Raw genomic sequence first — 14,772 nt, 5'->3', positions numbered from 1 at the left:
GAGTTCAGTTTATTAACGCTACAGACTGTCGATGTGCCGATAGTCCAGATCCAGCGCCAGCGCCAGCTGTGCTGCTCGCCCGAGTGTGATCGGACCGCGCTCGATATCCACCAGCAGCCCCGGGCAATCGAGCGCTGGCAAACCGGCAATATCCTTGAGCCGGCCATCGGTGATCACCAGCAGACGCTGTCGTTCGGCGGGGTAACGCTGGCGTCGCGCCTGCAGCCACTGCCCCGCTTCAGACAACGCCGCCAGCAACGGCGTGCCGCCGCCCGCGCCGAGTTGCGCCAGCCATCCGGTCAAGCCTTTGGCGGCCTTCAAACCCTGCACTTGCCATGTGGGCGACTGGCCGCTGGCCGTGAGTAACGCCATGCGTGCGCGTTGGCGGTACGCGTCGTCGAACAGCTGCGCGAGCAGGCCTTTGGCGTCGGTCAACGCACCATGGCGCCGCGTGGAGGCCGAGGCATCGACGATCACCAGCCACAACTCGTGGGCCGCGCGGGTGCGCAGGTGGTAGCGCAGATCCTCGCGGCCGTGCGGCCGCCCGCCGAGCAAGGTGCCCGGCCAGTTGATCGTGCCGTGTTTTGCACTGCGCGCCTTGCCGTGCCTGCCTTTGTCCAGTCGCCCCGCCTTGGGTCGGGCATCCGCCCCCGCGTCAGGACGAGGGCGAATGCCTAAGGCTTTTTTGGCCAGGCAGGTACTTCCCGGCGTGCGCCCGTGGGCAAGGCTGGCGCGGGCATGTCTCCCCACTGGCCCTGGCCGGGTGAAGAATCGGAAGGTTTGGGCGCCTGGCCTTGATTGGGCGGGCTCGCCGGTGGGGATTGCTCTTGCCGCCGATGGCGCAAGGCAAATTCGGCCACGGCTTCGATGTCTTGCTCGGCGATGGCGGTGGCGCCACGCCAGGCGGCATGGGCGCGTGCGCCGCGCAACCACACCAGGTCCGCGCGCAAGCCATCGACACCGGCGGCGAAACAGCGCTCGGTGATCTGCGCCAGAGACTGGTCATCCAGCTCAATGCTGTCGAGCCGCGCCCGCGCCTGGGTGCAGCGCTCACGCAAGGCGCCTTGCTGCTCGGCCCACTGGGCGCAGAATGCGGCGGGGTCGCTGTCGAAATCCAGGCGCCGACGAATGATTTGCCCACGCTCGGCGGGCAGGGTTTGCCCGCTCAACGCCACGTTGAAGCCAAAACGGTCGAGCAGTTGCGGGCGCAACTCGCCCTCCTCCGGGTTCATGGTGCCGATCAGCACGAAGCGCGCTGAATGGCGATGCGAGATACCATCGCGCTCGATCAGGTTGGTGCCGCTGGCGGCGACGTCCAGCAGCAGGTCCACCAAGTGATCGGCGAGCAAATTGACTTCATCGACGTACAGCACGCCGCCATCGGCCTTGGCCAGTACGCCAGGGGAAAACTGCGCGCGGCCTTCGCCCAATGCGGCGTCCAGGTCCAGCGTGCCGACCAGGCGTTCTTCGGTAGCGCCCAACGGCAGGGTGACGAACTGGCCGCTGGCGAGCAGGTCGGCCAGACCACGCGCCAGGGTCGACTTGGCCATGCCGCGCGGGCCTTCGATCAGCACGCCGCCGATTTTCGGGTCGATGGCGGTGAGGCACAGCGCCAGTTTCAGTTCATCGGCGCCGACCACGGCGGACAGCGGGAAATGTGGAATGTCGGTCATGCATGTTCTCGTTAAATTCTGCGGCACAGGCAATCCCCTGAGGTGGCCGGGCTGGTCGTGTCTACCGCTCGTTGTGGCGAACGGGCTTGTTGTGGCGAGCGGGCTTGTTGTGGCGAGCGGGCTTGCCCCGCGTTGGGCTGCGAAGCAGCCCTAATACAGCCAACGCGGTTTTCCTGGAAGAACCGGGTGTGCGGTTTTGGGGCCGCTTCGCAGCCCAACGCGGGGCAAGCCCGCTCGCCACAACCAGCCCGCTTGCTACACGTCTGCTTGCCACAACAATTCTGCTCGCCGCGACAGTCGGTGGTCGTACGCTAGCTGTCTTCTTCTATATCCAGCAACAGGTTTTCCAACGCCTCGCGGTATGCGCCGGGCTCTTGCCACAGGCCGCGTTGCTGGGCTTCGAGCATGCGTTCGGTCATGTCGCGCAACGCGTCAGGGTTGTGCTGCTGCACGAAGGCTCGGGTGTCAGCGTCAAGCAGGTAAGCGTCGGCAAGCAACGCGTATTGGTGGTCATCGATCAGCGCCGTGGTGGCATCGAAGGCGAACAGGTTGTCCACCGTCGCGGCCATTTCGAACGCACCTTTATAGCCATGGCGCTTCACGCCTTCGATCCACTTGGGGTTGGCGGCGCGGGCACGGATCACCCGGTTCAGCTCTTCCTTCAAGGTGCGGATCTTCGGCAAGTCCGGCTGGCTGTGGTCGCCATGGTAACTGGCGGCCTTGTCGCCGCTCAGGGTTTCCACAGCGGCGAGCATACCGCCCTGGAATTGGTAGTAGTCGTTGGAATCGAGCAGGTCGTGCTCGCGGTTGTCCTGGTTTTGCAGGACCGCCTGCACCTGGCTCAGGCGCTGGGCGAACTGTTCGCGGGCGGCGGTGCCTTCATCGGAACCACCGTAGGCGTAGCCGCCCCAGTTCAAGTAGACCTCGGCCAAATCCTCGCGGCTCTGCCACAGCCGCGCGTCAATCGCACCTTGGACGCCAGCGCCATAAGCCCCCGGCTTGGCGCCGAAGATGCGCCAGCCGGCTTGTTTTGCAGCGGCGTTCTCATCCAGGCCGGCGCTGAGCAGTGCTTCACGTTCGCTGCGCACCTTGGCCGCCAGCGGGTTCATGTCATCCGGTTCATCCAGCGCCGCCACCGCCTGCACCGCGGCGTCGAACAGGCGGATCAGGTTGGCGAAGGCATCACGGAAGAACCCGGACACGCGCAGCGTTACGTCAACGCGCGGACGGTCCAGCAGGCTGATCGGCAGGATTTCAAAGTCATCCACGCGCTGGCTGCCCGTGGCCCAGACCGGGCGCACGCCCATCAGCGCCATGGCCTGGGCGATATCGTCGCCGCCGGTGCGCATGGTCGCGGTGCCCCATACCGACAGGCCGAGTTGGCGCAGATGATCGCCGTGGTCCTGCAGGTGCCGTTCAAGGATCAGGTTGGCGGACTGGAAGCCGATGCGCCAGGCCGTGGTGGTGGGCAGGTTGCGCACATCCACGCTGAAGAAATTGCGCCCGGTGGGCAGCACGTCCAGGCGTCCACGGCTCGGCGCGCCGCTGGGGCCGGCCGGTACGAAGCGACCGCTCAAGGCATCCAGCAAGCCGCGCATTTCCGCCGGCCCGCAGGCATCCAGGCGTGGCGCGACGACGATGCGCAGGCTCTCGATGACCGACTTCACGTCGTCCCAGCCGGGCTCTTCAAGCTGCTCAAGCGGCCCTTCCAGTGCTTGCTCGATCAAACGCGCGGCGTACAACTCCAGGCGCTCGCGGGTATCACCGGCGGTGCGCCACAGCTGCTGATCGATCTTTTGCAAGACCTCGGGTCGGCGCCCGGTCCAGGGCTCGGCCAGGGCGCAATCGAGCGGGTCAAAGCCCAGCTCGAAGGCCTTGGCCAACACGCGCAGCAAACTAGATTGCGGGCCACGGCCATCGCCGCGCGGGATGCGCAGCAAGGCCAACAAGGTGTCGATGCGCAGGCGGCCGTCGGGCGACTCGCCAAAGATATGCAGGCCGTCGCGGATCTGCGACTCCTTCAAGTCGCACAGGTAGGTGTCCAGGCGCGGCAGCCAGACCGCCGCGTCGGCGTCGTTATCCAGCTCAAGTTCCTGGTCGATACGGGTTTCGCGCACCAGCTTGAGGATGTCTTTTTGCAGCTCGAGGGCGCGGCGCGGGTCGAGCAATTGCGCCTCGTAGTACTCGTCCGCCAACAGCTCAAGGTTACGCAACGGGCCGTAGGTTTCGGCGCGGGTCAGCGGCGGCATCAGGTGGTCGATGATCACCGCCTGGGTGCGGCGCTTGGCCTGGGCGCCCTCGCCCGGGTCGTTGACGATAAACGGGTAGATGTTCGGCAGCGGCCCCAGCAGCGCATCGGGCCAGCAATTTTCCGACAGCCCCACACCTTTGCCCGGCAGCCATTCGAGGTTGCCGTGCTTGCCGACGTGGATCACGCCGTGGGCGCCGTAGGTGTGGCGCAACCAGAAGTAAAACGCCAGGTAGCCGTGCGGCGGCACCAGGTCCGGGTCGTGGTACACCGCGCTGTGGTCGACCTGATAGCCGCGCGCGGGCTGGATGCCGACGAAGGTCTGGCCCAGGCGCAGGCCGGCGATCATCATGCGCCCGTCGCGGCACATCGGGTCGTTGTGCGGCGTGCCCCAGCGCTCCATGACCGCTTGGCGATTGGCCTCGGGCAAGCGCTTGAACATCGCCTCGTAGTCGTCCAGGCCCAGGCTTTGATGGCACGGGCGCAGGTCGAGGCTGTCGAGGTCATTGGTGACGCCGCCGAGCAGTTCATGGATCAGCGCGGTGCCGCTGGCAGGCAACTCACTCGGCACCGGGTAACCTTCGGCGTGCAGCGCGCGCAGAATGTTCAGCGCTGCTGTCGGCGTGTCCAGCCCCACGCCATTGCCGATGCGGCCGTCGCGGGTCGGGTAGTTGGCGAGGATCAGCGCGATACGCTTTTGCGCATTCGGCACCCGCGCCAGTTCAACCCAGCGCCGCGCCAGTTCGGCGACAAAATCCATGCGCTCGGGCGCGGCGCGGTAGCACACCACGTCGGACTGGCTGCGCTCGCTGCGCCAGGCCAGGTCCTTGAAGCTGATCGGCCGGCTGATGATGCGCCCGTCCAGCTCCGGCAAAGCGATGTGCATGGCCAGGTCGCGCGGGCCGAGGCCTTGTTCGCTGGCCTCCCAGCCGGGCTGGTTGTCCTGGGCGCAAATCGCCTGGATCACCGGAACATTGCGACGAAACGGGCGCAGGTGCGGCGCTTCGGGGCTGGATTGGGCAAAGCCGGTGGTATTCAGAATCACCGCCGCTTGCACTTCATCCAGCAAGTCCTCGACCACTTTAAGGCAGCCGGGCTCTTTCAAACTGGCCACCGCCATCGGCAACGGGTTGAGGCCCGCCGCCTGCAAACGCTGGCAGAACACGTCGATAAAACCGGTATTGGCCGCCTGCAAATGCGAGCGGTAGAACAGCACCGCCGCCACCGGAAAATCGGCCTGCCAGTCCGCCAGCCAATCATTGAGGCGAGCGTTGGCTTTGTGCGGGTGATAAATCGCGGTGCGCGGCAGGGTTTGCGGCTCGGCCCAGGTGTAGTCGCGGCCCAGGTAGCTGCTCGCCAGGCAGCGATAGAAATCCAGCGCATTGCCCAGGCCGCCCTGGCGCAGGAAGTGCCAGAGGCGATCACGCGCTTGAGCGCCTACGGTGCTCAAGCCGCTGAGTTCCGGGTCTGGGCGATCATCACCCGGCACCAGGATCAGCTGCACGCCGCGCTCGGCCAGCTCCACCAGGCGTTCAATGCCGTAGCGCCAATAACCGATGCCGCCGTGCAGCGAAATCAGGATGACCTTGGCGTGACGCAGCACCTCATCGACGTACAGGTCGACCGAGGCATGGTTTTGCACCTGCATCGGGTTGGCCAGGCGAACGCTGGGGTAGTCGTCGGGCAACTGCTGAGCCGCTTCGGCCAGCAGCGCCAGGCTGGAATCGCCGCTGCACAGGATCACCAGTTCAGCGGGGGTTTGGCCTAAGTCGGCAATATTGTCGTCCGAGACGAAACCACCGGGCTGGGTCCTGAGCAGGTGCATGGGTTAAACGCTGAGGGCGGCGCGCAGTTGCGCTTCGAGGCCCGCCGCATCCAGTTCCTGGCCGATCAGCACCAGGCGCGTGATGCGCGCTTCGTCGGCGCCCCAGGCGCGGTCGAAGTGTTTGTCAAAACGCGTGCCCACGCCCTGAATCAACAGGCGCATCGGCTTGTTCGGGATTGCCGCAAAACCTTTGACGCGCAGGATGCCGTGTTGCACCACCAGCTGGGTCAGGGCGTCGAGCAGCAGCGCTTCGTCGGCTTGCGGCAGGTCGATGGAGATGGAGTCGAAGGCGTCGTGATCGTGGTCATGGTCGTCTTCACCGTCGTGGTGATGATCGTGGTGACTGTGGCGGCCGTCGATGTGTTCTTCGGAGCCGGCGCCCAGGCCGATCAGCACGTCCAGTGGCAGGCGACCGCTGCTGGCTTCGATGATTTTCACCGCGGGCGGCAGCTCTTCGGCGACTTCCAGGCGCACGCGGGCCAGGTCTTCAGGGCTGATCAGGTCGGACTTGTTGAGGATCACCAGGTCGGCGCTGGCCAGTTGGTCGGCGAACAGCTCGTGCAGTGGCGACTCGTGGTCCAGGTTCGGGTCGAGTTTGCGCTGGGCGTCGACCTGGTCCGGGAACGCGGCGAAGGTGCCGGCGGCCACGGCCGGGCTGTCGACCACGGTGATCACGGCGTCAACCGTACAGGCGCTGCGGATTTCCGGCCACTGGAAGGCCTGCACCAGCGGTTTTGGCAGGGCCAGGCCGGAGGTTTCGATGAGGATGTGGTCGAGGTCGCCGCGACGGGCGACCAGTTCGCGCATGACCGGGAAGAATTCTTCCTGCACGGTGCAGCACAGGCAGCCGTTGGCCAGTTCGTAGACGCGGCCGTTGGCTTCTTCTTCGGTGCAACCGATGGAGCACTGTTTGAGGATTTCACCGTCGATGCCCAACTCGCCGAACTCGTTGACGATCACGGCGATGCGACGGCCCTGGGCGTTGTCGAGCATGTGGCGCAGCAAGGTGGTTTTGCCCGAGCCGAGAAAGCCGGTAACGATGGTGACGGGGAGTTTGGCCAGTGTTTTCATCGGATGCCCTTTGGGGCGGGCATACGGGACGATAGGCCCTGCGGCGGCGCGCAGGAGCGGATTTCGTCACCGGATCACCCCGCCCGGTTGAAGTAGAAAATCGGTTACGAGGCAGGTCTCCTGGCTTGGGGCTTGCGGGTCTTGCGACCGGCGCTGGCTGCGCCTTCCCGCCTTGGTTAAGGGCAGTGGCGTGGCAGTCAGTTGAACCCTTTACAGTTGCGGGGGCAGCCGCGGCTTGGACCGCGTTCCCTTCTTAGCTTCGGCGTGGGCCGAAGAACCTCGAGGGTGCCAAGGCTACGCAGTGCGTGGGGGATGGTCAATGATGGGGTTGGGTGGATGGTGTGCATATCCGTTGCTGCGGTGAGGGCGGCTATGGGTTCCGCTCTTACAGCGGGTCACTTTTGAAAAGAGCCCAAAAGTAACCAAAAGGCTCTTGCCCCACCACTCGGCACCTCGCTTAGGCTCGGTGTGCCCTCACGCAGGCTTTGGAGCGTGGGCCGCCGCGACGGGCCATCCATGGCCCAACACGGCTAAACCGGCGTCCTGCCGGTTTACCCACGCTCCAAAACCTGCGTGAGGCCAGCGTGGTTTAACGGGGCGCCTAAGATCAAGATCAAAAGCAAAAGCACGGCGGCCTAGTAGCCGACCTGAGTGGTAGAAGCAAAACCGAGGCGGCCTGACAGCCGACCTGATTCTGGAACCTGAACTCAATCAAATGTGGGAGCTGGCTTGCCTGCGATGGCATCAACTGGTTATGCCTGATACACCGAGTTGTCTGCATCGCAGGCAAGCCAGCTCACACAGAAAAGCAAAACACTGCGGTGCTGGCAGTTGAACTCGGTCAACTTGTGGGAGCGGGCTTGCTCGCGAAGGCGGTGGGTCAGTGACACATTGGCTGACTGAACCACAGCATTCGCGGGCAAGTCCGCTCCCACATTTGGATCTCAGTTGATCAGATGGATCATGTGTTGCTCTGCTTTTAATCTGACAAGCCCCGTTAACCACGCTGGCCGAACGCAGGCGAGGCACCGAGTGGTGGGGCAAAGACCTTTTGGTTGCTTTTGGCTGGGCCAGCATTCCGGGCGTTTGCTAAAAGTGACCCGCTGTAAGAGCGGAACCCTAAGTGGCCGTTACCGCAGCAACGGATATGTACACCAGACATCCCATTTGACTCCCCTCCCACCCCCATGCTCTCCTACACACCTTGTTTCGGGTGCCCTTCACAGGGTGAAACGGGAAACCGGTGACTTATGCCTGCACATAAGAAGTCCGGTGCTGCCCCCGCAACGGTAAGCGAGCGAAGCGTCATAACCACTGTGCCTGTACGGCATGGGAAGGCGATGCTTTTTAGACCCAGCGTCCCTCGCAAGCCCGGAGACCGGCCCGAAAAAATTCAGATAACAAACCCGCGGTGGGCGGGCGCTGTTCAGAACCCTGCGTGCCCGGCTCGCAGGGTTTTCATGCGCTCGTTTCACCCCGAAACCCGAAGGGACGCGCCCATGTCGATCATCAGCAGCACCTCGCACTCCGCCAGTAGCACCGCCACCCTGAGCCAACGCCTGACCGCCGCCATTGGTGCGTCGATCCTCGGCGCGTGCCTGGTGTATTTCGCCGGTTTCTCGCATATCGAGGCGGTGCACAACGCTGCCCACGATACCCGCCACAGCGCCGCGTTCCCGTGCCACTGAGACCTGCCGACATGATCAAGCGTATCGCCCAAACCGCAGGCTTCACCGGCTTGCTCGCCGCCCTGCTGCTGACCCTGCTGCAAAGCTTCTGGGTCGCCCCGCTGATTCTGCAGGCGGAAACCTTTGAAAACGCGCCTGCCGCTGCCGAAGTCGTGCCCCATGTACACGCTGAAGGCGCCGCCGCTCACACCCACGACGCCGAAGCCTGGGAACCGGAAGACGGCTGGCAGCGCGTGCTGTCCACCACTGGCGGTAACCTGGTGGTTGCGGTCGGTTTCGCATTGATGCTGGCCGGCCTTTACACGTTGCGCGCGCCAACCCGCACCGCTCAAGGGCTGCTGTGGGGCTTGGCCGGTTACGCGACGTTTGTACTGGCACCGACCCTGGGCCTGCCGCCGGAGTTGCCGGGCACCGCTGCCGCCGACCTGGCGCAGCGGCAGATCTGGTGGATCGGTACTGCGGCGTCCACGGCGGCGGGTATCGCGCTGCTGGTGTTTGGTCGCAACTGGCTGCTCAAAGTGTTGGGCGTGGCGATCCTGGCCGTGCCGCATGTGATCGGCGCGCCGCAACCTGAAGTGCATTCGATGCTGGCTCCAGAAGCGTTGGAAGCCCAGTTCAAGATCGCCTCGCAACTGACCAACGTCGCCTTCTGGCTGGCACTGGGCCTGATCAGCGCCTGGCTGTTTCGCCGCAATCGCGACGATCAATACTCGGCATGACGCTGGTGGTCGGGCTGGGTTGCCAGCGCGGGTGTGATGTTCACACCCTGCTCGGCCTGTTTGACGCCGCCCTTGCCGAGGGCGGTATCGAGCGCCAGCGCATCACCGCGCTGGCCAGTATCGACCGCAAGCGCGATGAACCGGGGCTGCTTGCCTTGGCGCAGGTATTGAACCTGCCGTTGCAGTGTTTCAGCGCAACGCAATTGGCGGTGTTTGAACCGCGCCTCAGTCACAGATCTGCGGTGGCGTTTGCCCATACCGGCTGTTACGGCATCGCCGAAAGTGCCGCCCTGGCCTTGGCTGAACAGCTCTCCCACCGCCCCGCCCGCCTGCTGATCACGCGCAAAAAAGTCGCCCAGGCCACCTTTGCATTGGCCTGTGCCGACTAAAAACCCGATAATCGCCCTTCTCGATCATGAGCAATCTTCATGCTCGCCCGTTTTTCAACAGGAATTCCCATGACCGTCTACTTCATCGGCGCAGGCCCCGGCGACCCGGAATTGATTACCGTCAAAGGCCAACGGTTGATCCGCAGTTGCCCGGTGATCATCTATGCCGGCTCATTGGTGCCAGCGGCGGTGTTGGACGGTCATCAGGCGGAACAGGTGGTCAACAGCGCCGAATTGCACCTGGAACAGATTATCGACTTGATCAAGACCGCCCATGCCAAGGGCCAGGATGTGGCGCGCGTGCACTCCGGCGACCCCAGCCTGTACGGGGCGATTGGCGAGCAGATCCGCCATTTACGTGAGGCGGGCATTCCCTTCCAGATCATTCCAGGGGTCACGGCGGTGGCGGCCTGCGCGGCGCTGCTGGAGACCGAGCTGACCCTGCCGGACATCGCCCAGAGCGTGATCCTGACCCGTTATGCCGACAAAACCCGCATGCCGCCCGGTGAGGATTTCGACAGCCTGGCGCGCCACGGCACGACCATGGCGATTCACCTGGGCGTTAATCACCTGGAGAAGATCGTCGCCGAGCTGTTGCCGCACTATGGCGCAGATTGCCCGATTGCCGTGGTGCACCGGGCGACGTGGCCGGATCAGGATTGGGTGGTGGGTACGCTGAGTGATATTGCCGAGAAAGTGGCCGCGAAGGGTTTCCGGCGCACGGCATTGATTGTGGTTGGGCGGGTGCTGGCGAATGACAGCTTCAGTGAATCCTCGCTGTACCGTGCAGGCCACGCGCACCTCTATCGCCCCTGAAGGGTGGGAGCTGGCTTGCCTGCGATAGCGGTGTGTCAGTAACCGGACATGTCGACTGATCTGCCGTCATCGCAGGCAAGCCAGCTCCCACAGTTGATCTACTTTGTTAAGTAGATTGCGCAAGATACTGAATTTTAAGCATAAAAAAACGGCGCTCACGGGGCGCCGTTTTTTTGTTCGCAGCGAACACCTTACTCAGTAGTAGGCGTTTTCTTTCTGCGTGTGGTCAGTCACATCACGTACGCCCTTGAGCTCGGGGATGCGCTCGAGCAAGGTGCGCTCGATGCCTTCACGCAGGGTCACGTCCGCCTGGCCGCAACCCTGGCAACCGCCGCCGAACTTGAGGACGGCGATGCCGTCTTCGACGACATCAATCAGGCTGACCTGACCGCCGTGGCTGGCCAGCCCCGGATTGATCTCGGTTTGCAGGTAGTAGTTGATGCGCTCGTTGACCGGGCTGTCAGCGTTGACATTCGGCACCTTGGCGTTGGGCGCCTTGATGGTCAACTGGCCGCCCATGCGGTCGGTGGCGTAGTCGACCACGGCGTCGTCGAGGAAGGCTTCGCTGAAGTTGTCGATGTAGGCGGTGAAGCTTTTCAGCCCCAGGGCGGTGTCTTCAGGTTTCTCTTCTCCGGGCTTGCAGTAGGCGATGCAAGTCTCGGCGTATTGGGTGCCGGGCTGGGTGATAAAGACGCGGATGCCGATACCTGGGGTGTTCTGCTTGGACAGCAGGTCGGCCAGGTAATCGTGGGCGGCGTCGGTAATGGTTATGGCAGTCATGGAAACTCCTCACAGGCTTGCGGGCAGTTTACGCCAAATCATTACAGAGGTACAAAGTCCTAGTGTTTTTGTCGGGATAAACTCGACCGTTCGTCGCCATCAAACCAGCCTTTGAGCACGCGATAACTGCCCTGCTCCAGCCATCGGTAGCTGCCCATGGCGCTCAGGCCGATGATCACCACGCACACGGCCAGCACGGCATAAGGGTTCAGGCCGTAACGCTGGGCCAGATAGCCACCGGCCGAAAGCACTAACACGTGCAGCAAATACACCGAATAGGAGCAGTCCCCGAGCACTTTGAGCAGACGATAGTTGACGAAGAATCGCTCAAGCGCCACGCACGCCACCACCAATACCGCGCTCGGCAGGCCCCAGGTCAAGGCGCGGGGCGAAGCCGGCCAATGATAGATCGCCAGCAGCGCTGCGGCGATTCCCAGCAGCGGCAGCCATAACCCCGGGCGAATCCAGCCCTTGCGGTAGAGCATGCCGATGCCGATGCCCATCAGAAACTCGACGACAATGTCCGAGCGATAGAACTCACTGATCCAGCCAAACGAGGTCCAGGCCTCGCAGACCGCAAACAGCAACGCCGCCACCACCAGCAGTCGCCATTGCCGACGAAACAGCAAGGCCCAGGCAAACAGCAGGTAAAAAAGCATCTCGTAGTTCAGCGTCCAACCGACGTTAAGGGTTGGGTAAACGCCATAACCACCGGGGTTTTGCGAAGGAATAAACAACAGCGACATCAACACGTGGGCGGCATCGACGCTCTGGTCCGGCAACATTGGCCGGGCGACCACCACCAGTAACGCCATCAGCAGCGTGTAGAACCAGTAGGCCGGCACGATGCGCAGCAGACGGTACAACAGGAAGCGCCACGGCGGCAGGTCCTTGTCCTGGGTCGAAAGGAAAATCACCAGGCCGCTGATGACAAAAAACACGTCCACGCCCGCGGCGCCCTTTTCGACAAATAACCTGCCCAAGGCCGTGTCCGCCTTGAACCCGAAGAAAATCTGCATGAAGTGGTGCCCTACCACCGTCCAGGCCGCCAGCGCGCGCAACGCCTGTACCGAGATCAACATTGTTTGCCGCCCTTCCCAACTCATCTAGATGAAGTTGGGACCATGGCGGACGGTCAAAGGTCGATCAAAGATTCTCGTAGCGGTTCATGTCCAGCACGCCTTCTTCCACCGGCGTGGTTTCGCGGATGTACTGCGACAAGTCGTGGAAATATTGCCAGAACAGCGGATGGCTGCGGCGCACGCCCCAGCGATCGACGATCGTCTCGAAGCGCTTGGCGTCCTTGGCATTCTCCATCGCCGCCACAAACTCGGGCACTTCCTGCGCCGGAATATTGAACATGAAGTTCGGGTAGCTGCTGATCACGCCGGGGTAGATGGTCAGGGTATCCAGCCCCGGCTGATAGCGGTAAGCCTCGCCCAATAAAAACGCCACATTGCTGTGCGCCCGGTTGCGCAGCATGCTGTAAACCACGCGTTTGCCGCTGGCCGTTTCAACGCGCAGCATGCTCGCTTCCGGCAACTGGTCGATCACCTTGAGCCCCGCCGCCGGCCTCGACGTCAGGCGACTAAGCGCCTGCTCCGCATCCTGCAGCGCCGGCTCAATCCCGTCGCGCGAGCAATAGGCACTGGTGCAGCGGTTGATCGGATCCGGGCTGGCATTCAAATAGCCATAACGCGTCAGCAACTGCTTGGCAAAATCGCGCTTCGGGTCCTTTTCATCCAGGTGCAAGCCGCTCGGCTTGTCATCATCAATCGCTTCATAGTCCAGCCACAGCTTGAGCTTGCCGCTGTTCTGGTACCAATCGTCCATAAAATCATCGCGGGTATCGGCCGGCATCAGACGCAGGAAGTTCTGCTCGGCGCCATTGCGGATCAGGTCGAAATACAGCCGGGTCTGGGCCTGGTGCGACACGTTGCCGAACACATCGAAGTTCACCGCCAACTGGTAATAAGTGCGTTCCAGCAACGGGTAATCGAACAACCACATCGTTTGCGGCACCTCGCCGATCAGGCCCTTGGTCACCGAGGCACTGTCGAAATGGCGGAAAATGCTCAACAAGGCATTGTCGTTACCCGCCCACAGGCTCGACCAACTCGGCGGCGGCAAGTCTGCGTAGCTGTCACGGCGCAAGGCCTCGTACTGGTTGCGCTTGTCGCGATAGGCCAGCCACAGGCCGAGCACGCTGCCCACGTCGTCGTTCTGCCCCGGCATCGCCAGCAATGGCGTGGCCTGGCCGCGATAACGCGCATCGGTGATGTACAGGTCGTGGTCCGGGTCCTGGAACAGGGTCCAGAAATTATCGCGGATCACGTCCGTGGCGATCTGCCCACGGCACACCGGCCCGCGAATAAAGGTGCGCACGAAGTATTCGGCGTTATCGAGCATGAACTGGTAACGCGCCTTGGCCGGAATCGCCTCAAAGGTCTCGAACGGGTTGGCCCGGCGCCCCGGACCATAGCCCGGCAGGGCGTTGACCTGCCAGTCACCGGCGTAGAACAGCGCCTTGATGCGGGCCATTTTCGCCGCGCTGAACGGGTACGTGATGTGCGTTTTGTGCACGATCACGCCCTGCACCGGCCAGAGGCGGTAATAAACCTGGGTGCCTGGATCATCGTTGGGGCGACGGGTGGCGATCAGATCAATCGGCTGGCCGCTCGGCGTGCGTGAGCGCACCCATTGGAAGAAATGCCCCGGCTCGCCGTTCTCGAAGTAGATGTGCGCCAGGAACAAATGCTCATACAACCAGCGCGCAACCAGGCTTTCGCGGGCGCCGGGCTGGTTGAACAGGTTTTCCCACTGCTGCACCTGCAAGGCTTCCCTGGCGCTGGGCGCTAGGCCTTGCTCATCAATCGGTGCGCCGGATGCCAGCCAGCGCTGCAGCGTCTGGTATTGCTGGTCGGTCAGGCCGGTGACGGCCAGCGGCATGCCTTCCTTGGGATGCGCGCCGGCGTAGGCATTGAACTCGCCGGGCATGGCACACAGGTTCTGGCGGTTCAGGCCCAGCATGATCTCGTCGGGCAGTTTGGCATTGGGTTCAAGTGGCGCGTTATGGCCCAACTCCAGCATGCGCGCCATCAATGCGGCCTGGCTGCCCTGGGCGTCCAGCACCGAGTAGAAGCCCTTCTGCTGCCAGGCCTGCTTGCCGAAGGCATCAGCGAACAACCGGGTGGTCGGTGCGGCCTGGCTGCGTTCGCCGTCGTAGACCGGCACTTTGGTCGCGCCGCGCGCCGCGCCCTCGGCACTGCCCAGGTTGAGCTGGCAGGCTGAGTCGTAACAGGCGTGGCAGGCCACGCACTTTTCGGTGAAGATCGGCTGAACGTCGCGGGTATAAGAAATCGCCGGGACGGGACTGTTTAGCGGTAAAGCCTGTGCATGAGCGCTGCTGGCTATCAAGGCCAGGACGGCGCTGATGATGAGGCGAAGTGACATGTATCCGGTCCCGATTCAATGCGTGCGATATAAAAGTGCCAGCAGTCTACCGGGCCAGGCCCTGCCCCAACATGAACGATATTCATGCAAAACCTGGACATGCTCCAAAT

General features: G+C 63.2%; 11 protein-coding genes and 2 riboswitches. Of the genes, 4 read left to right on the top strand and 7 right to left on the bottom strand.

The genetic code is table 11. The annotated features are described in order from the left end of the window. Positions 1–18: 18 nt before the first annotated feature. The 4 genes from AB5I78_RS12300 to cobW form a co-directional block, all read right to left on the bottom strand. The gene (locus AB5I78_RS12300; RefSeq protein WP_369303257.1) at positions 19–621 is read right to left on the bottom strand and encodes a VWA domain-containing protein; all 603 of its coding nucleotides are present in this window, start codon (positions 619–621) and stop codon (positions 19–21) included. A gap of 53 nt (positions 622–674) precedes the next feature. Next, a complete protein-coding gene (locus tag AB5I78_RS12295) occupies positions 675–1,673 on the bottom strand; it encodes an ATP-binding protein (RefSeq protein WP_106580321.1) in 999 nt (332 codons plus the stop codon). A gap of 311 nt (positions 1,674–1,984) precedes the next feature. After that, the gene (gene cobN / locus AB5I78_RS12290; RefSeq protein WP_369303235.1) at positions 1,985–5,746 is read right to left on the bottom strand and encodes a cobaltochelatase subunit CobN; all 3,762 of its coding nucleotides are present in this window, start codon (positions 5,744–5,746) and stop codon (positions 1,985–1,987) included. A 3-nt stretch (positions 5,747–5,749) separates the two neighbouring features. Next, complete coding sequence (gene cobW, locus AB5I78_RS12285) at positions 5,750–6,817, bottom strand: cobalamin biosynthesis protein CobW (RefSeq protein WP_106580323.1); 1,068 nt, start codon at positions 6,815–6,817, stop codon at positions 5,750–5,752. 92 nt (positions 6,818–6,909) lie between these two features. Further along, positions 6,910–7,114, bottom strand: a riboswitch (cobalamin riboswitch). Between the two features lie 897 nt (positions 7,115–8,011). After that, positions 8,012–8,219: riboswitch (cobalamin riboswitch) on the top strand. A 97-nt stretch (positions 8,220–8,316) separates the two neighbouring features. Between cobW and AB5I78_RS12280 the strand changes: the two genes are divergently transcribed. From AB5I78_RS12280 to cobM, 4 genes are all read left to right on the top strand, one after another. Continuing rightward, complete coding sequence (locus AB5I78_RS12280) at positions 8,317–8,505, top strand: CbtB-domain containing protein (RefSeq protein ID WP_032875937.1); 189 nt, start codon at positions 8,317–8,319, stop codon at positions 8,503–8,505. Between the two features lie 11 nt (positions 8,506–8,516). Further along, positions 8,517–9,224: a CbtA family protein gene (locus AB5I78_RS12275; protein ID WP_369303234.1), complete on the top strand. Its 708-nt coding sequence runs from the start codon at positions 8,517–8,519 to the stop codon at positions 9,222–9,224. Continuing rightward, complete coding sequence (locus AB5I78_RS12270) at positions 9,221–9,613, top strand: cobalamin biosynthesis protein (protein ID WP_262206479.1); 393 nt, start codon at positions 9,221–9,223, stop codon at positions 9,611–9,613. Before AB5I78_RS12275 ends, AB5I78_RS12270 begins: the two co-directional genes overlap by 4 nt. Before the next feature lie 69 nt (positions 9,614–9,682). Further along, complete coding sequence (gene cobM / locus AB5I78_RS12265; protein WP_369303233.1) at positions 9,683–10,429, top strand: precorrin-4 C(11)-methyltransferase; 747 nt, start codon at positions 9,683–9,685, stop codon at positions 10,427–10,429. A 195-nt stretch (positions 10,430–10,624) separates the two neighbouring features. Here the strand turns inward: cobM and nfuA are convergent, their stop codons facing one another. From nfuA to AB5I78_RS12250, 3 genes are all read right to left on the bottom strand, one after another. Continuing rightward, positions 10,625–11,209, bottom strand: coding sequence for a Fe-S biogenesis protein NfuA (gene nfuA, locus AB5I78_RS12260; protein ID WP_017136914.1), 585 nt, complete (start codon positions 11,207–11,209; stop codon positions 10,625–10,627). Between the two features lie 59 nt (positions 11,210–11,268). Beyond that, positions 11,269–12,291, bottom strand: coding sequence for an acyltransferase (locus tag AB5I78_RS12255; RefSeq protein ID WP_242197609.1), 1,023 nt, complete (start codon positions 12,289–12,291; stop codon positions 11,269–11,271). 64 nt (positions 12,292–12,355) lie between these two features. Beyond that, complete coding sequence (locus tag AB5I78_RS12250; RefSeq protein WP_369303232.1) at positions 12,356–14,662, bottom strand: fatty acid cis/trans isomerase; 2,307 nt, start codon at positions 14,660–14,662, stop codon at positions 12,356–12,358. Positions 14,663–14,772: the final 110 nt, after the last annotated feature.

Origin of the sequence: Pseudomonas sp. N2-3-1-14 (assembly GCF_041228395.1) — a bacterium.
Classification (GTDB): Bacteria; Pseudomonadota; Gammaproteobacteria; order Pseudomonadales; family Pseudomonadaceae; genus Aquipseudomonas.
The sequence above is the reverse complement of the archived record's forward strand: the minus strand, read 5'-3'. Positions and strand labels throughout refer to the sequence as shown.